We start from the raw sequence: 17,436 nt of genomic DNA on the forward strand, positions 1-17,436 counted from the left end.
CCAGCGGGAGCAAGCTCCCTCGCCACGGGTTTTGTATTGGCCTTCCGAGCGAACTTGCCGGCCCGTTGTTGATCAGTTCCTTACCGATCCTGCGTGAAGGAGCCCTGCGTCTTGTCCCGATTGAGCACTGTGTTGCTGCTTTTCCTGCTGGCCATGGCCGGCACCAGCGCCTACGGGACCGCTGCGATCCCCGGCACCTCCAAGCCCGCCGAAGCCCCGGCCGAACCCGAGCCGCTGGTACAGGGGGGCCTGTTGGGGGCCATCAGCTCGAGCATCGACGACGTCCAGGACAAGCTCGACCTTGACCGCAGCCTGGTGGGCGCGTGGCGTCTGCGGGCGGATCGTGCGGCGGACGAGGTGGATCGCCTGGTGGATCAGACGTCCCGCTCGTCGTGGCGTGTGGCGGGGGATTTCCTGTTGCTTTCGGGCGTGTGGCTGGGGACGTTTGCGCTGATATGGAGCAGCGCGCGATTGCTGATGCGCCGTTTGAGTCGGCGCCGCTGGCTGCGCACTCGCCAACGGATGCTGGACCTGCTCGGCTACCTGCTGCCTTACACGTTACCGGCCGTGGCCTGTCTGCCGCTGACCCTCTATGTCAGCCATTTCCTGCAAGTGTCGGTCGGCCGGGCGTTGGCGTTGTGTTTCGCCTACGCCACCAGCAGCGGCATTGTTTCCACATCGGTGCTGCTCTGCGTCATCGTCATGTTCAATGGCGGCCACAAGCGGCGAGCAGTGGCGATCCTTCGTCGTTTCAGCCCGCGGCCGTTGTTCCTGATCGGCTTCCTGGCCGCGCTGAGCGATGCCTTGACCAGCCCGCAGATCGCTCGACAGTTGGGTGGCAACATCACCAGCAGCGTCGCGGTGTTCACCGGCCTGTCGGCTTCGATGATCTTCGGTTGGCTGGTGATCCACATGCGCCGGCCGGTGGCCCATCTGATCCGCAACCGGTCGCTGACCCAGCGCTTGAAGCAACCCGCATTGCAGGAGTCGCTGCGGATCTTTTCCGGCCTTTGGTACTGGCCGATCCTGCTGATGGTGCTGGTGTCGGCGGTGAGCCTGGTCGGTGTCGGCGAGGACAACCAGAAGGCCCTGCGTTGCGCCTTGCTCACCACCATTTTGCTGATCGCGACGGTGTTCCTCAGCACCGTGTTCCAGCACGTCTTCAAATCACCCAAAGCCGAGGCCATCCAGCGCCACAGCGCCTACAAAGGGCGGCTGTTGAGCCTGTTGCATGGATTGTTGCGCATCGTCATGGCCGTGGCATTCATTGAGATCCTCGGGCGGATCTGGGGCGTGTCGCTGTTCGAGTTCGCCTCGCGCAATGCCGTGGGGCGGGCGATCAGTGATTCCCTGAGCCGCATTGGCTTGATCTTCCTGGTGACGTGGTTGACGTGGGTAGTGCTCGACACGGCGATCCAGGAAGCACTGAAACCACCGCTCAACAAGCGCGGCGCTCGCCAGCCCAGCACGCGGGTCAAGACCATCCTGCCGCTGTTGCGCAACGCGTCGAAAATAATCCTGGTGGTGATTTGCGCGATCACCACCATGGCCAATCTCGGCATCAACGTCGCGCCATTGCTCGCGGGGGCCGGCGTGGTGGGGCTGGCGATTGGTTTTGGATCGCAACAATTGGTACAGGACGTGATCACCGGGCTGTTCATCATCATTGAGGACACACTGTCCATTGGCGACTGGGTGGTGCTCAGCTCCGGCCATGCCGGCACCGTCGAAGGCCTGACCATCCGCACCCTGCGCCTGCGCGACGGCAAGGGCTTCGTGCATTCGGTGCCGTTCGGGCAGATCAAGGCCGTGACCAACCAATCCCGGCAATTCGCCTTTGCGTTTTTCTCGGTGCAGTTCACCTACGACACCGACGTGGACCGCGCCATCGAGCTGATCCGCGAAGCCGGCGATTCGATCTCCGAGGACCCATTTCTCAAGTTCAACCTGCAAGGGCCGCTGGATGTATTCGGCGTGGACAAGATGGACCTCAACGGCGTGGTCCTCACCGCCCAGTTCCGCACGGTCTCGGGCGGACAATATGCCGTGAGCCGGGCGTTCAACCAGCGGTTGAAAAAGCTTGTGGATAACGAGCCGTCGGTGCACTTCGCGCAGACTTATCCACAGCAGGTGGTGTTGCCGAAGCGCTTGGTTGAGGAGCCGAAGGCAGGGGGCGAGCAGGCTGATCAAGCTCAATGATTACTTCAGGTTTGTGGTGGGGCTTATGGCTCCATCGCGAGCAGGCTCGCTCCCACAGTAGGTTTGTGGTGATTGGACAGCCCCTGTGGGAGCGAGCTTGCTCGCGATGGGGTCCAGCCAGACACCCTCAACTTTTCTGAATAAGCTTGTTCCTGACCCCAGCCATCCCTTCTGCATCCAACTCCACAAACAGATGCTGCTTGCCCGCAACCACCGCAGCCACCGGCAACCCGTCCCGATAAACCAGCCGATTACTCGCCAGCGCCGGTACTTTCGCCCCCGGCAGCAACGTGCCAGCGAGGTTCAACGGATCGACCCCGCACACCGCGACCAGGCTGCCATCGGCGGGTCGACGTCTTGCGTCGCGTAGCAACGCAATGGCTTCAGGCAGGGCGAACTGTTCGCCGGCCAGCCCGCTGACGAAACGCCCGCCCCGAATCTCGCCTCGCGCCTCCAGGCGATGAAACGTGCGCAGCAACTCACGCCAGCTCGGCAGCCAGTCGGCTTCGCGTTCCAGCAAACGCCAGAACACCACGCCATAACGGCGCAGCAGGGTCATGGCGATGTGTTCCAGGGTGTCGGGCGGTGTGGGCGCGGGCCGGTTGCCGGGTTCTGGCGCTGGCGAGCTGCGGCGCAGCAAGGCCCAGCGCCCAGCATCGTCCATGCCTCCGACAAACGCCCCGCGCCCGCGCCGGCTGCTGCGGGCCTGGCGTTTGCTGGCGGGGGTGATCAGGGCACGCAGCCCGGCGAAGCTGTCGGCATTCACCAGCCCGGCACCGACCAATTCCTGCAAGGCGGTTTCCAGTTCGCTGCGCAGCAGGTGGGCCTCGTGCAGCAATTCATCGAAAAACAACGCGCCATGTTCACTGAGGGCTTGATGGACTTTTTGCGTCTTGAGCGACAGTTCGCTGATCGGTGTCTGCTCGGCGAGGCTGCTCCACAGCGCGACCTTGGCGCGCGGCAGCAACACGATTGGCGTGCTGCGCAGGGCGCTGGCGGACAGCTTCTGGCGGGCGCTCAGGCGCGTCCAGACGAACTTGCCGCTGCGGCACAGCTCGTCAAGCCAGCTCGGCGAATAATCCTTGATCCGCGCCGGCAAAAGGTCGCTGTCCCAGGCCGAGGCGGCGGCCGGGTAGCCTTCGAACTGGCTGATGATCGATGGCAGCACGGCGCTGCCCCGGCCCTGGCTGGACGGCGACAGGTGCTGCCAGTCGAACAGGAACCGCATGAAGTCCTGCAACATTACCGGCTCGATTTCCCGGCGCAGGCGCTTGACCGTGTAGCGGTGGATCCGCGCCAGCAGATGCCGTTCGCACCATTCCTCTTGCCCGGTGCCCGGGGTAAAGCGACCGCGCAGCACATAGCCTTGCTGTTCCAGCTGGGCCAGGGCCTGGGTCGCTTGCGCCGGCGACAGCCCGAGCGGGTAGGCGATCGCAGTCAATGGCTGCGGGCCAAAGGCACTGAGACGCGCGCGCAGCACTTCCACCACGGCCTCGTCGCTGTCCCACGGCGCATCAAACCCCGGCAGCGGTGCCAGCGGCGGCTGCCATTGGGCTTGTGGATAAATTGCTTGCAAGCACGTCAGCCGCTCCAACGGCACCCACAGGCCGCGTTCATCGCTGATTCGCACATGGCTGGCGCGGCCGCGCTCGGCCAGGGTTTGCAGCCCCTCCAGCCACGACGGCTCGGCGCTGGCTTCGCTGTCGGCGATGCAGGCCAGGCCCATCAGCGCTTCGTGGATTTCATCGATACTGGTCGGCGTCGGCCAGGCCTCTTCCCGCACGGCCTGGATGGCATCGGCGTCCAATGCGCCCAGGTCATCGGTGGACTGCGGATCGCTCCAGCGTCGATTGATCACCGCTTGGGTGCGGCGTTCTTCCAGCGGCGCGTCGTCGAGAAAGGTATAGGGCCGGGCGCTGAGGATTTCTGCCGCCAGGGGCGAAGGCGCAGGCAGGTCGCGGCTGACCAAGTGTATCTCGCCCGCCTCCATCCGCCGCAGCAGGGCCAGCCAGCCTTCGCTGTCCATGGCTTCATGGAGGCAATCATTGAGGGTCTGTTCCACCAGCGGGTGGTCGGGAATCTCACGCTCGCCGGCGAGGTTTTCCAGGCACGCGATCTGGTCAGGAAATACGCTGGCGATCAAATCTTCACTTTTCATGCGCTGGATCTGCGGCGCGACTTTGCGCCCGCCCGTGTAGCGCGGCAACGCCAGGGCCACGCCGGCGTTCCAGCGCCAGCGCACGCCGAACAACGGCGCGTCCAGCACCGCCTGGACCAGGATCTGCTCGGCGCTCTGGCTGCTGAGGTAGCGCCAGACTTCGTCGAGTTCGAAGCTGTGGCTGGTGGACAGCGACAGCACGATGGCGTCCTCGCTGGCGGCGGCCTGCAATTCGAAGTTGAAGGTGCGGCAGAAACGCTTGCGCAGGGCCAGGCCCCAGGCGCGGTTGATGCGACTGCCGAAAGGCGTGTGGATGATCAGTTGGGTTCCGCCGGATTCGTCGAAAAACCGTTCCATCACCAAGGTGTCCTGGGAGGGCAGGGCGCCGAAGGCCAGGCGCGCCGGGGCCAGGTAATCGAGGATCTGTTCGGCGCTGGCGAGGTTCAGGTGCAAGGTGCCGGTCAGCCAGTCGAGGGCCGGTTGCAGGTTGCCCGGCGTGGCGCCGAGCAACTGATCCAGCTGGGCTTGCAGGCGGGCCACGGCCAGGGACAGTTCGGCGCTGCGCCCTGGGGCTTCGCCGAGCCAGAACGGAATGGTGGGCGGTTGGCCCTGGGCGTCCTCGACCCGCACGCGGCCGGTCTCGACGCGAATGATCCGGTACGAGGTATTGCCGAGTTGGAAGACGTCGCCGGCGATGCTCTCGACAGCGAAGTCTTCGTTGACGCTGCCGATGTTCAAGCCCTGCGGTTCGAGCAGCACGCTGTAGTCAGCGTTGTCCGGGATGGTGCCGCCGCTGGTCACGGCCGTCAGCTTGCTACCCCGCCGTCCACGCAAGGTCCGGGTCACGGCATCGCGGTGCAGGTAGGCACTGCGTACGCCTTGCCGGCCATTGAGGCCTTCGGCGAGCATTTGCAACAGGGCCTGGTAATGATCTTCGTCGAGCCCGGCATAGGGCGAGGCGCGGCGGAACATCTCCAGCAACGCCTGCTCATGCCATTCCTGGCAACTGACCTCGGCGACGATCTGCTGGGCCAGGACGTCCAGCGGCGCCTTGGGGATGTGCAGGATGTCCAGCTCGCCACGGCGCACACAATCGAGCAGGGCGGCGCACTCGATCAAGTCGTCGCGCGTGGTAGCGAACAGGCGCCCCTTGGGAGTGCCGCCGACCTGGTGACCGGAGCGGCCAACCCTTTGCAGGAACGCCGAGATCGAACGGGGCGAGGCGATCTGGCAGACCAGGTCGACGTCGCCGATATCGATGCCCAACTCCAGCGACGCCGTGGCGATCAGTACCTGCAGCTCGCCGCGCTTGAGGCGTTGCTCGGCGTCGAGGCGAAACTCCTTCGCCAGGCTGCCGTGGTGGGCCGCCACCGAGTCTTTGCCCAGGCGATCGCTCAAGTGACGACTCAGGCGTTCGGCCAGCCGCCGGGTGTTGACGAATACCAGTGTGGTTCGGTGCGCCCGGGCCAGCTTGGCGAGGCGGTTGTAGACCAGTTCCCAGACGTCATTGGCCATCACCGCAGAAAGCGGCACCGGCGGCACCTCGATGTCCAGGTCGCGAGGGCGGGCGTGGCCGATGTCGACAATTTCACAGGCGCGTCCTTCACCGACGAGAAACCGTGATACCGCCTCGATGGGCTTTTGCGTGGCGGACAAGCCGATGCGCACCAACGGTTCGGCGCACAGCGCTTGCAGCCGTTCCAGGCTCAAGGCCAGATGGCTGCCGCGCTTGCTGGCGGCGATGGCGTGGATTTCATCGACGATCACCGTGCGGGTGCTGGCAAGCATCTGCCGGCCGGAATCGGAGCCGAGCAGCACATAGAGCGATTCGGGCGTGGTCACGAGGATGTGCGGCGCGGTCTTGCGCATCGCCGAGCGTTCTTTTTGCGGCGTGTCGCCGGTGCGCACGGAGGTGGTGATGGGCAAGGGCGGCAGCCCCATTCGCTGCAATTGCTCGGTGATGCCGGCCAGGGGATTCTGCAGGTTGATCTGGATGTCGTTGCTCAAGGCCTTGAGCGGCGAGACGTAGACCACGAGTGTCTCGTCCGGCAGCCCGCCTTGCTCCAGGCCACGATGTACCAAGTCATCCAGGACCGCGAGAAATGCAGTAAGGGTCTTGCCCGAACCCGTGGGCGCGGCGACCAGCACCGAGCGGCGCTGGCCGATCAACGGCCACGCCCGGGCCTGGGCGGCCGTGACGGCCGGGAATGTCTGGCTGAACCAGGCGCGAACGGCGGGATGAAAGCCTGCCATGGCGTGGTCGGCTGCAAGGGGCAGATTCATGGGGGCAGTTTAGGCGGGTGGGGTGGGGAGGATGCAAGTACCGTCGGGGATCTCTATCGCCTGTTCGGGCCTCATCGCGAGCAGGCTCGCTCCCACAATGGGTCTATGGTGGTCAAAGATCCTGTGTTGAGACAGATCCCTTGTTGAGGCAAGCCTGCTCGCGATGAGGCCTTGAGCCTTGCACAGAAGTAGATCTACACATTGCGGATGACGGTTGCGCACTAAACCCGCAAAATGCAACGATTCCGGCGACGCCCTCGGGCGTTGTCGACCAAATTTTTGTGCCAACAGACTGGGCCTGCTGACTTTATGCGAATGCGCCTTATGTTACTGGGCGGCGGAAATGCCCTTGGGCAGGCGCTGATTCGCCTCGGTGCGGAAGAAGACATCGGTTTTCTCGCCCCCCGCCCCCCCGAAGACGGCTGGGATGCCGCGAGCCTCACGCAGTTGCTCGACGACACCCGGCCGGACGCCTTGATCAACCTGGCGTACTACTTCGACTGGTTCCAGGCCGAAACCGTCAGCGAGCAACGCCTGGCCAGCCAAGAGCGGGCGGTCGAGCGCCTGGCCGAACTGTGCCAGCATCACAACATTGTCTTGCTGCAACCGTCGAGCTATCGCGTGTTCGACGGCTCCCGCGCCACCGCCTACAGCGAAAAAGATGAACCGGTGCCCCTGGGCCTGCGTGGCCAGGCGTTGTGGCGCATCGAGCAAAGCGTGCGCGCCACTTGCCCGCAACATGTTCTGCTGCGTTTTGGCTGGCTGCTGGACGACAGCGCCGACGGCATCCTCGGCCGTTTCCTGGCCCGGGCCGAGCAGCCTGAAGAGCTGTTGCTGGCCGACGACCGTCGGGGTAACCCCACGCCGGTGGACGATGCCGCGCGGGTGATCATCTCGGTGCTCAAGCAACTCGATTGCGCGGCGCCGCTGTGGGGCACCTATCATTACGCCGGGCATGAGGCGACCACGCCGCTGGCTTTGGGCCAGGCGATCCTCACCGAAGCCCGCGCCCTGCACCCGCTGGCCATCGAGTCGCCGACGCCCCAGGCCCACGCCGCAAGGCCGGACGCGGCGGAAGAACCGCAGCACGCGGTATTGGCCTGCAAGAAAATTCTGCACACCTTCGGGATCAAGCCCCGCGCCTGGCGCGCCGCACTCCCGGCCCTACTGGATAGGTTCTATCGCCATGGCTGAAGGCCCAGTTCTCATCACCGGCGGCGCGGGTTTCATTGGTTCGCACCTGACCGACGCCTTGCTTGCCAAAGGGCATTCGGTGCGCATTCTCGATGACCTGTCCACTGGCAAGCGCAGCAACCTGCCGCTGGATAACCCGGCTCTGGAGCTGATCGAGGGCGATGTCGCCGACGCCGCGCTGGTCGCCCGGGCCGTGGCCGGTTGCAGCGCCGTGGCGCATCTGGCCGCCGTGGCCTCGGTGCAAGCCTCGGTGGACGACCCGGTGCGCACGCACCAGAGCAATTTCATCGGCACCCTGAACGTCTGCGAAGCCATGCGCCAGGCCGGGGTGAAGCGGGTGCTGTTCGCCTCCAGCGCCGCGGTCTACGGCAACAATGGCGAAGGCCAGTCCATCGACGAAGAGACGCCCAAGGCGCCGTTGACGCCTTATGCGGCAGACAAACTGGCCAGCGAATTCTATTTCGACTTCTATCGTCGCCAGCATGAACTGGAGCCGGTGGTGTTCCGCTTCTTCAACATCTATGGTCCGCGCCAGGATCCATCCTCGCCGTATTCAGGCGTCATCAGTATCTTCAGCGAACGGGCGCAGAAAGGCCTGCCGATCACCGTGTTCGGCGACGGCGAGCAGACTCGGGATTTCGTCTACGTTGAGGATCTGGTGGACGTGCTGGTCCAGGCCATCGAAAAACCTGAGGTGGAGGTCGGCGCGGTGAATGTCGGCTGGAACCAGGCCACGACCTTGAAGCAGATGCTCCAGGCCCTGGCCGTGGTGGTGGGCGATTTACCTACGATCAGCCATGGCCCGGCGCGCTCCGGCGATATCCGCCATTCGCGGGCAAACAATGCTCGTTTACTGGAGCGTTTCAACGTCCCGAAGCAGACGCCGATGAGCGTGGGGCTGGCGCGGTTGTTGGGGCGCTGAGTTTCGCAGCCGAAAAAAAGGCGCCTTTCGGGGCGCCTTTTTTGTAAGTCATGCATCGCTTTTGTGGCAAGTGAAACCTGTGGCGAGGGAGCTTGCTCCCGCTCGAGCGCGAAGCGGTCGCAAATTCGTCGGGCCTGCTTCGCAGTCCAGCGGGAGCAAGCTCCCTCGCCACGGGGTGTGTAGGCATGTCAATGTCGTGTGGGGTCAGAACTTGTAACCCAACCCAACCATGTAGACGAACGGGTCCACATCGACGTCCACTTTGGCCCGGGTACCGCCGGCCACGGCGTTGTTGTCGACATAGGCCGTGGTGTCGATGTCGATGTAGCGGATCTGGCCGTTGATCATGATGTTGTCTGTCAGCATGTAGTCGGCACCGACTTGCCACGCCATGCCCCAGCTGTTTTTCGCGCGAAAGTTGCTGAATCCATTGGCGCTGGCTTCGCTGCCGACGTGTTCGTCATAGATCCAGGTGTAGTTGATGCCGGCGCCGACATAGGGTTGGAATGCCGACTTGGCGTCGAGCGGGTAGTAGACCACGCTCAGGGTCGGCGGCAGGTGCTTGAGGGTGCCGAGCTTGTTGTTGGCGGCGCCGAGTGCGGTGCCCTTGAGTTTCACGTCGTGCTCGAATGGCGAGGCCGCCAGCAATTCGATTCCCCAGTTGTTGGTGAGCATGTAGGCGAAGTTCAGGCCCAACTGTGTGTCGCTGCTCAGGGTCGCCTTACCGCCCAGGTCGGCGCCGGCCAGCGGGCCACGGTCGACCTTGACGCTGGAGCTGTCGGCGTCCGGGTTGACCGTGATCGCGCCGGCGCGAACGATGATGTCGCCGGCGGTATGGGCTTGGGCAAACGGCGCAGCGAGGGCTAGCGCGATGAGGGAGGCGCTGAGCAGAGACTTGTGCATGGGGGCTCCAGAAGGCATCGAAAATTGATGTCCCATGGTACGGAGCCGTCTGGTCCGGTCTTTTGACTCAGCTCAATGAAAATGTGATGAAGCCCATCGCGAGCAAGCTATCGCAAAAACAACGCATCACTGCGGGGTTCACTCCGGCAGTTCATAGACATAAATCTTCTGCGCCTCCATCTGATACCCGGCATCGGCCAGTTCACTGGTGGACGGTTTGACCTGCATCGGCCCTTCGACCCAGTACGGTTGGTACAGCTCGTCGAGCTTGACCCCGACTTCGCTTTTCACATGCACGATCTGGTTCGACGGCGGGGGCGGCACGTGGATGCAGGCGCCGAAATACGGCACCAGCAGGAAATCGGTGGTACGGCCTTCCTCGCTGACTTCCAGCGGCACGATATAACCGGGCAAGCGGATCTGCTGGCCATCGAGGGCCTTGACCACCGGGGCATTGGGCAGGTCCTGCTTGGCCGCCGGGGCGGATTCGGCGGCCAAGGCATCGCTCATCTTCGACAGGTCGTGCAGGGGCGTCATGTTCGGCACTTCCGGCGGCGCATCTGGTGGGATCATCTCCGACCAGGCCAGGTCCCTCGGCTCGGCCGCCCACAGCGGCAGGGAAACCATCATCAACAGCGCAAGCAGGGCGCGGGGCATTTTCAACGTCCTCATAAACGGATCGACAGGCCATCGGCCAACGATTGGCGATAGGCGCGCCAGGCCGGCACGCTGCCCATCAGCAGGGCGGCGACCAGAATGCCAGCCAGCAGCGCCCATTCATACTCGCTCGGCCAGGCCAATGGCAGGTACAAACCGTAGGCCGACTGCACATAACCCTGGGCGGCGGCGATGCCGATGTACAACAAGGCCAGCCCGGCGGTGACCCCGGCCAATGCCAGCGCGAAGGCTTCGAGTACCAGCAGGCTCGCGATATGCCAGGGCCGCGCGCCCACCGAACGCAGGATCGCCATCTCCCGGCGCCGCTCGTTGAGGCTGGTGAGAATCGCCGTGAGCATGCCGATCAAGCCAGTCAGCACGACGAACAGCGAGATCACGAACAAGGCTTTTTCCGCCGTGCCCATCAGGCTCCACAGTTCTTGCAGCGCCACGCCCGGCAGGATCGCCAGCAGCGGTTCGCCACGAAACTCATTGATTTCGCGTTGCAAGGCGAACGTGGAAATCTTGCTGTTGAGGCCAAGCATGAACGCGGTAATCGCTTTTGGCGTGAGGTCCATGTTGCGGGCCTGGTCGGCGCTGATGCGCCCATTGCCCTGGGCCGGCACGCCATTTTTCCAATCGATATGGATGGCCTCCATGCCGCCGAGGCTGATGTGCAGCGTGCGATCCACCGGCGTGCCAGTGCGCTTGAGAATCCCCACCACGGTAAAGGGTTTGTCGTCGTGCTTGACCAGGCTGATCGCCGCCACACCGTGGGCCAGCACCAGCTTTTCCCCGAGTTTGTAATGCAGCGCCTCGGCCACTTCCGCGCCGAGCACCACTTCGAATGGGTCGGTGGCGAACGCGCGGCCATCGGCCAACGCCAGATGTTGCCGGCGGCCGTACTGGTAATGCTCGAAGTAGGCCTCGGTGGTGCCCATCACCCGGTAACCGCGATGGGAGTCGCCGAGGGACATGGGGATCGCCCACTTCACTTTCGGGTTGTTGGCGAACTGCTCGAAGCTGTCCCAGCGGATGTTGTTAGTGGCGTTGCCGATGCGAAACACCGAGTACAGCAACAGATTCACGGAGCCGGAGCGGGCGCCGACGATCAGGTCGGTGCCGCTGATGGTGCTGGCGAAGCTGGCCCGCGCCTCGGTGCGCACTCGCTCCACCGCGAGCAACAGGCACACCGAGAGGGCAATGGCAAAAGCGGTAAGGATCGCGGTGAAGCGACGGTTCGCCAAGCTGGCCATGGCTAGACGGAGCAAATACATCTCAGACCTCGAGTGGCTTGGCGGCGCGATTCAGATCGGCCAGCGAGAGGTGACGGTCGAACAGCGGCGCCAGGCTCTGGTCGTGGCTGACGAACAACAGGCTCGACCCGGCTTCGCGGCATTCGGCGAACAGCAGACGCAGGAAGTTTTCCCGGGCGTCGTAGTCCAGGGCTGAGGTCGGTTCGTCGGCGATCACCAGTTCCGGTTGACCGATCAGTGCCCGAGCGGCGGCGACCCGTTGTTGTTGGCCGATGGACAGCGAGTCGGCCCGGCGCTCCAGCAGGTTCGTATCGTTCAGCCCCAGGTGGGCCAACAATGTGGCGGCGGCTTGATCGACACTCCCGTGGCGCTGGATGGCCCGTTGCGCGCGCAATTTCGAGAAATGGCAAGGCAGTTCGACGTTCTCGCGCACCGAGAGAAACGGCAGCAGGTTGAACTGCTGGAAGATGTAGCCGGTGTGGTCCACGCGAAAGCGGTCGCGGCTGCCCGCGCCCAATTCGGTGAGCTCCTGGCCAAGCAGGCGGATGCTGCCGCGATCCGGCGTTTGCACACCGCCCAACAGCCCCAGCAAAGTGGTCTTGCCGCTGCCGCTCGGCCCTTTGAGGAACAAGGTTTCGCCGGCATCCAGGCGAAACGCCGGGATGTCCAGCAGTGGCGGATGCCCGGGCCAGCTGAAGCCCAGGTCGGACAGTTCGATGAGTGCTTGGGTCATATCGCCGGTTTTTCAGGTTAACGGGAATTCCTGTGGGAGCGAGCCTGCTCGCGAATGCGGTGAGTCAGTCAACATCGGTTTGGATGTGCCGGCGCCTTCGCGAGCAGGCTCGCTCCCACATGGTTTTTGCGGTGAATCAGAATTTCAGGGCTGGCGCCTTGGCCGTCACTTCCACGCCTTGCTGGCCGCTCGGGCTGATCAGTTGTACCTGAATTTTCTGTGTGGCCGGAAAGGTTTTGAACAGTGTCGCCAGGTCCAGGTTCTTCAAGGCGCCAGGGGCCGTGCAAGTGAATTGATAGTCGGCATGGATCTCGCTGTGTTCGCCATGGTGCTCGTCGCCATCTGCCTCTTCGTCGTGGTCTTCGTGGTCCGGCTCATCACCGAACAACGGGCTTTCCAATTCCTGCTGGGCCACGGTGCACTTGGCGGCGGCCGGCAGGTTGAACAACGCCAGGGGTTTATCCAGCTGCGCCCGCACGGCGGCGACCTTGGCTTTGTCGGCATCGCTGCTGGCGGCGTGTTCGAAGCCCACCAGGTTCATCGCCGGGCTTTCCAATTCCAATTCCAGGGTCTGGCCATCCAGGGCCGCATTCAACCGGGCGACGCCGTGCTCATGGGCGCCCAGGCTGCCGTGCTCGTGATCATGCTCATGATCGTGGTCATGCTCCACCGCCGCGTGAGCGACAGCCAATGGCAGCAGGGCGAATGGCAGGGCAAGAAGCAAACGACGCATGACGAATCTCCAGAAAGGTTATGTAATCTTATAACGATAGTGCGAGGAGTTTGACCATCTGCTTGGCGTCGCGCAAGGCCCATGGGAGCATGGGCAGATGAAATCTTCAGGAGCACGCTGATGTTGCGGATACGCGGGACGGTCGGTGATTGGCCGGTGGACTTGACGATAGAGATGGATGAAGGCGACTGGGCGCAGCTCGGCGCGCGGTTGCAAGTGGCCAAGTCCGAAGGCGCGGCGGCGGCGCCCGCCAAGTCGACGAATCAGGATGACGCCCAGTGGCAGATCGCCCGGGAGTTGTTGCGCAAGGCCGGGCAACTGAGCGGCCCGGACTTGCTCGAACAGCTTGAGAGCCTGACCGGCAGCGCCTCGTCAGGCAAGCGCTTGCTGGTGCGCCTGCGCCACAGCGCCGAGGTCAAGGTGCTGAGCGGCGGGGATACGCCGCTCTACAGCTGGATCGGTCAGTAAAGCGCGGCGAACAGCTTGCGACGGTAGGTCGTCACCAGCGGGTGATCGTTGCCCAGCAGTTCGAATACTTGCAGCAAGGTTTTATGGGGCTGGCCTTCGCTGTAGCTGCGATTGCGGATGAACAACTTGAGCAGCGCCTCCAGCGCTGGCTCGTACTGCCGGCGCGCCAGTTGCTGGATCGCCAGTTGATACACCGCCTCGTCGTCCTGAGGATCTTTCGCCAGCCGCGCCTTGAGGTCGGCGGCGTCCGGCAGATCCTTGGCCAGGCCGAGAAACTGGATCTGCGCCTTGGCGCCAGCCAGTGCGGCCTTATGTTCATCGCTTTTCACGGCGTCGAGCACTGTTTGTGCCTCGCCCAGCTCGCCGCGCTCGGTCAGGCAACGTGCGTAAAGGATCAGCGCCTTGGCGTTGGTGTTGTCTTCGCCCAGCAACACGGTGAGCACGGCTTCGGCATCGGCGAAGCGGCCCTCATCGAACAGCGCCTGGGCCTGTTCGAAAGGGTCGGCTGCGGCTGGAGGCGGCATCTGCACATGGGGTTCGAGCATTGCCCGCACCGCCGATTCCGGTTGAGCCCCGGCGAAGCCGTCCACCGGCTGGCCGTCCTTGAACAGCACCACGGTCGGCAGGCTGCGAATGCCGAAGCGGGCGACGATGTCTTGCTCGACGTCGCAGTTGACCTTGGCCAGCAGCAGTTCGCCCCGATAGCTCTCGGCGATACCTTGCAACATGGGCATCAGTGCCTTGCAGGGCGCACACCACTCGGCCCAGAAATCCACCAGCACCGGTTTTTGAAAAGAGTTGGCGATCACCGACTGGTCGAAATCGGCCGTGGTGGCGTCGAAGATGTAAGACGTGTCCTGGGTCATGGGGAATCTCGTAGAACGCTTGAATGGGGCAACTATACGGCTTGGTGGGGGGTGGCTGAAAGCGGGGGCTTGCGGCGCCTGATAGACCGCTATCGCGAGCAGGCTCGCTCCCACCGTGTTTTATGCTGCCTGCATTTTTCATGAACTGAACAAAGTTCTATGTGGGAGCGAGCCTGCTCGCGATGCTTTAAGACAAGCGCCGCGCGTGGTACAGGCTCACATGCCGAAACTCCTCCGGCTCAGCCAGGTCCGGCAAGGTCATGGCCTCGAGCATTTCGATGCGTCGGTACAGCGGATGCTGGAAGTCCCGCACCCGGGAATCCGCCACCAGTGCCTCGCGGCCACGGCTGAGGAACTGGTCCAGCAGCGGCAGGTTCGCCCGGTCGTAGAGCACGTCGGCGACGAGGATCAGATCGAAGCGATCAGCCTCGGCGAAAAAATCCGTCGAATAACCCAACGTCACGCCGTTAAGCGCTGCATTGGCCTGGCACGCGGCAAGCGCCAGCGGATCCAGGTCGCAGGCCACCACTTCCAGCGCCCCGGCCTTGACCGCCGCAATGCCCGCCACGCCGGAGCCGGCACCGAAATCCAGCACTCGCTTGCCCTCGACCCATTGTGGCTGTTCGGCCAGATAGCGCGCCATCGCCAGGCCGCTGGCCCAGCAGAAGCTCCAATACGGCGGCTCGTGGAGGATGCGCCGGGTTTCTTCCGGGCTGAAGGCTCGGTCCATGTTGTCGCCGTCGATCAACCACAGCTTCAAGTCTGTGTCCGGCAGCGCACAGGCCACCAAACGTGCATCGCCAAGTAACTCGTCCAGCGCTTGTTGCAGGTCCTGCGGTGGCCTCATGGCGCTTTGACGAATTGCAGGACGCCCAGCGCCTGGGTGGTCGGTTGGCTGATGCGTTGCTCCGGCAGGTGCAGGATCAACTGGCCCGACTGGCTGGCCCGGCCGCGCAGTTCCACGCGGGCGCCAACGGGGAAGGCTTCGGGGTTGAAGCGCAGGCGGAAGGGCAGTGCCTGGTTGGTGCCGATCAGGCTGGAACTGGCGAGCAGTTGCTGCGGGCGATCCTTGTCATCGATCACCAGCAGCGCCAGTTCCACCTCGGCCCCTGCCGGCACGCCTTGCAAGGTACCGCTCAGTTCTCGCTGATGCGCCGGCAGCGGCCCAAGCTCGGTGGCTTGGCGGGCCTTTTCCTGAGCCTGTTTAGGCGCGGGCGCCGGGGCTGGCGCGGCGGGTTTCGGGGCGTCGCTGCTGCACGCCATCAGCAGGCTGAAGAGACTGAGCAGAACAATGGATCGTAGCGGCATGGGTGGCTCCAGCAAGGTGAATTCGATGGATCTGGCGTTAAGCCCGTCTGTATACCGTAAACCCTATGGCTTGTCTTGCCAGTGGGATGCGCTACCATGGCCCTCCCTTTTTTTGTTGCCTGCCCACCATGCACTGTCCCTTCTGCGGTGCCAACGACACCAAAGTCATCGACTCGCGACTGGTCGCCGAGGGCGAACAGGTCCGCCGCCGCCGCGAATGCCTGGCCTGCGGCGAACGTTTCACGACGTTCGAGACCGCTGAACTGGTGTTGCCGCGCCTGATCAAGACCGACGGCAGTCGCCAGCCGTTCGATGAAGAAAAACTGCGCGCCGGCATGCAGCGCGCCCTGGAAAAACGCCCGGTAAGCGTCGAACGCCTGGAAGCCGCGCTGGTGCACATCAAGCACAAGCTGCGGGCGACCGGCGAGCGCGAGGTCAAATCCCTGGTGGTCGGCGAGCTGGTGATGGCCGAGCTGCAGAAGCTCGATGAAGTGGCCTACATCCGTTTCGCCTCGGTGTACCGGCGTTTCCAGGACCTCAATGAGTTCCGCGAGGAAATCGACCGCCTGGCCCGCGAGCCGGTGAAAGAATGACCAGCCCGGCGCAACAAGCCGTCCTCGACGCCCATTACATGGCCCGCGCCCTGGAATTGGCGCGACGCGGTCACTACACGACCCATCCCAACCCACGGGTGGGTTGCGTGATCGTGCGGGACGGCGAAGTCGTCGGCGAAGGCTGGCACATCCGCGCTGGCGAACCCCATGCCGAAGTCCATGCCCTGCGCGCCGCCGGTGAAAATGCCCGGGGCGCCACGGCCTACGTGACCCTCGAACCGTGCAGCCACCATGGGCGCACACCGCCCTGTGCCGATGCGTTGGTCACCGCCGGGGTGGCGCGGGTGGTGGCCGCGATGCAAGACCCGAACCCGGAAGTCGCCGGGCGCGGCCTGCAGCGGCTGGCCCAGGCCGGCATCGCCACAGAAAGCGGCGTGCTGGAAGGCGAAGCGCGCAAGCTCAATGAAGGTTTCCTCAAGCGCATGGAACATGGCCTGCCGTTCGTGCGGGTCAAGCTCGCCATGAGCCTTGATGGGCGCACCGCCATGGAGAGTGGCGAGAGCCAGTGGATCACCGGCCCCGCCGCGCGCTCGGCGGTACAACGCCTGCGGGCCCAGGCCAGCGTGGTGCTGACCGGCGCCGATACGGTGCTGGCGGACAGCGCCCGGCTGACCGTGCGCGCCGACGAGCTCGGGCTGGACGCCGAGCAGACCGCGCTGGCCATGAGCCGTCCGCCGCTGCGGGTGCTGGTGGACGGCCGCTTGCGAGTGCCGCTGGATGCGCCGTTTTTCAGGGCCGGCCCGGCGCTCGTCGCTACCTGCATGGCGGTGGAAGAACAGTACGCCAACGGCCCCGAATGCATGATCGTGGCGGGTGACGACGGTCAGGTCGATCTGCGCCGCCTGTTGGCGGAGTTGGCGGCCCGAGGCGTCAACGAAGTGTTGGTGGAAGCCGGCCCGCGCCTGGCGGGAGCCTTTGCCCGTCAGGGCCTGGTGGACGAGTTCCAGATTTTCATCGCCGGCAAGTTTCTGGGCTCCTCGGCGCGACCGCTGCTGGACTGGCCGCTGGCGCAGATGAAGGACGCCGCGCCGCTGAAAATCACCGAAATCCGCGCCGTGGGCGATGACTGGCGAGTCATCGCCGTTCCCGTTTCATCGGCCAGCGTATAATTCCCGGCTTTCGCTCAAGCGGCGGCCCGTTCT

At 64.2% G+C, this 17,436-nt stretch carries 15 protein-coding genes; 6 read left to right on the plus strand and 9 right to left on the minus strand.

Annotated elements, in window-relative coordinates:
* Positions 1 to 111: 111 nt before the first annotated feature.
* Positions 112 to 2,199: a mechanosensitive ion channel family protein gene (locus tag M1D68_RS03000; RefSeq protein ID WP_457969234.1), complete on the plus strand. Its 2,088-nt coding sequence runs from the start codon at positions 112 to 114 to the stop codon at positions 2,197 to 2,199.
* Positions 2,200 to 2,326: 127 nt separating this feature from the next.
* On the opposite strand, the gene M1D68_RS03005 is transcribed toward M1D68_RS03000, so the two are convergent.
* A complete protein-coding gene (locus tag M1D68_RS03005) occupies positions 2,327 to 6,640 on the minus strand; it encodes an Lhr family helicase (RefSeq protein ID WP_457969236.1) in 4,314 nt (1,437 codons plus the stop codon).
* A 309-nt stretch (positions 6,641 to 6,949) separates the two neighbouring features.
* On the opposite strand from M1D68_RS03005, the gene M1D68_RS03010 reads away from it, so the two are divergent.
* On the plus strand, positions 6,950 to 7,834 hold the full coding sequence (locus M1D68_RS03010) for a sugar nucleotide-binding protein (protein ID WP_420767540.1): 885 nt from the start codon (positions 6,950 to 6,952) through the stop codon (positions 7,832 to 7,834).
* Positions 7,827 to 8,756: an NAD-dependent epimerase/dehydratase family protein gene (locus tag M1D68_RS03015; RefSeq protein WP_420767541.1), complete on the plus strand. Its 930-nt coding sequence runs from the start codon at positions 7,827 to 7,829 to the stop codon at positions 8,754 to 8,756. Before M1D68_RS03010 ends, M1D68_RS03015 begins: the two co-directional genes overlap by 8 nt.
* Before the next feature lie 204 nt (positions 8,757 to 8,960).
* On the opposite strand, the gene M1D68_RS03020 is transcribed toward M1D68_RS03015, so the two are convergent.
* From M1D68_RS03020 to M1D68_RS03040, 5 genes are all read right to left on the minus strand, one after another.
* Positions 8,961 to 9,659 (minus strand): OmpW/AlkL family protein, encoded by a 699-nt coding sequence (locus M1D68_RS03020; protein WP_434562060.1) that lies wholly within the window; start codon positions 9,657 to 9,659, stop codon positions 8,961 to 8,963.
* 138 nt (positions 9,660 to 9,797) lie between these two features.
* Positions 9,798 to 10,316: a DUF3299 domain-containing protein gene (locus M1D68_RS03025; RefSeq protein WP_420767543.1), complete on the minus strand. Its 519-nt coding sequence runs from the start codon at positions 10,314 to 10,316 to the stop codon at positions 9,798 to 9,800.
* Between the two features lie 11 nt (positions 10,317 to 10,327).
* Positions 10,328 to 11,593, minus strand: a complete 1,266-nt coding sequence (locus M1D68_RS03030; protein WP_434609273.1) for an ABC transporter permease — start codon at positions 11,591 to 11,593, stop codon at positions 10,328 to 10,330.
* A 1-nt stretch (position 11,594) separates the two neighbouring features.
* Positions 11,595 to 12,305 carry an ABC transporter ATP-binding protein gene (locus tag M1D68_RS03035; RefSeq protein ID WP_434562066.1) on the minus strand — a complete coding sequence of 237 codons (711 nt, stop codon included), beginning with the start codon at positions 12,303 to 12,305 and terminating at the stop codon, positions 11,595 to 11,597.
* Positions 12,306 to 12,441: 136 nt separating this feature from the next.
* Positions 12,442 to 13,038, minus strand: a complete 597-nt coding sequence (locus M1D68_RS03040) for a DUF2796 domain-containing protein (protein ID WP_434562068.1) — start codon at positions 13,036 to 13,038, stop codon at positions 12,442 to 12,444.
* 120 nt (positions 13,039 to 13,158) lie between these two features.
* Between M1D68_RS03040 and M1D68_RS03045 the strand changes: the two genes are divergently transcribed.
* Positions 13,159 to 13,506, plus strand: a complete 348-nt coding sequence (locus M1D68_RS03045) for a hypothetical protein (protein ID WP_434675447.1) — start codon at positions 13,159 to 13,161, stop codon at positions 13,504 to 13,506.
* On the opposite strand, the gene trxA is transcribed toward M1D68_RS03045, so the two are convergent.
* The 3 genes from trxA to M1D68_RS03060 all read right to left on the minus strand — a co-directional run bounded on the left by trxA (position 13,500) and on the right by M1D68_RS03060 (position 15,680).
* On the minus strand, positions 13,500 to 14,372 hold the full coding sequence (gene trxA, locus M1D68_RS03050) for a thioredoxin (protein ID WP_457969239.1): 873 nt from the start codon (positions 14,370 to 14,372) through the stop codon (positions 13,500 to 13,502). The genes M1D68_RS03045 and trxA overlap by 7 nt on opposite strands.
* A 187-nt stretch (positions 14,373 to 14,559) precedes the next feature.
* Complete coding sequence (locus M1D68_RS03055; RefSeq protein WP_457969241.1) at positions 14,560 to 15,219, minus strand: class I SAM-dependent methyltransferase; 660 nt, start codon at positions 15,217 to 15,219, stop codon at positions 14,560 to 14,562.
* Positions 15,216 to 15,680 carry a YbaY family lipoprotein gene (locus tag M1D68_RS03060; protein WP_420767550.1) on the minus strand — a complete coding sequence of 155 codons (465 nt, stop codon included), beginning with the start codon at positions 15,678 to 15,680 and terminating at the stop codon, positions 15,216 to 15,218. Before M1D68_RS03060 ends, M1D68_RS03055 begins: the two co-directional genes overlap by 4 nt.
* 128 nt (positions 15,681 to 15,808) lie before the next feature.
* Between M1D68_RS03060 and nrdR the strand changes: the two genes are divergently transcribed.
* Both nrdR and ribD read left to right on the plus strand, forming a co-directional pair.
* Positions 15,809 to 16,273, plus strand: coding sequence for a transcriptional regulator NrdR (nrdR, locus tag M1D68_RS03065; protein WP_013694316.1), 465 nt, complete (start codon positions 15,809 to 15,811; stop codon positions 16,271 to 16,273).
* Complete coding sequence (gene ribD / locus M1D68_RS03070) at positions 16,270 to 17,403, plus strand: bifunctional diaminohydroxyphosphoribosylaminopyrimidine deaminase/5-amino-6-(5-phosphoribosylamino)uracil reductase RibD (protein ID WP_457969243.1); 1,134 nt, start codon at positions 16,270 to 16,272, stop codon at positions 17,401 to 17,403. The genes nrdR and ribD overlap by 4 nt, the downstream gene beginning before the upstream one ends.
* Positions 17,404 to 17,436: the final 33 nt, after the last annotated feature.

This window comes from Pseudomonas sp. R4-84 (assembly GCF_054130985.1).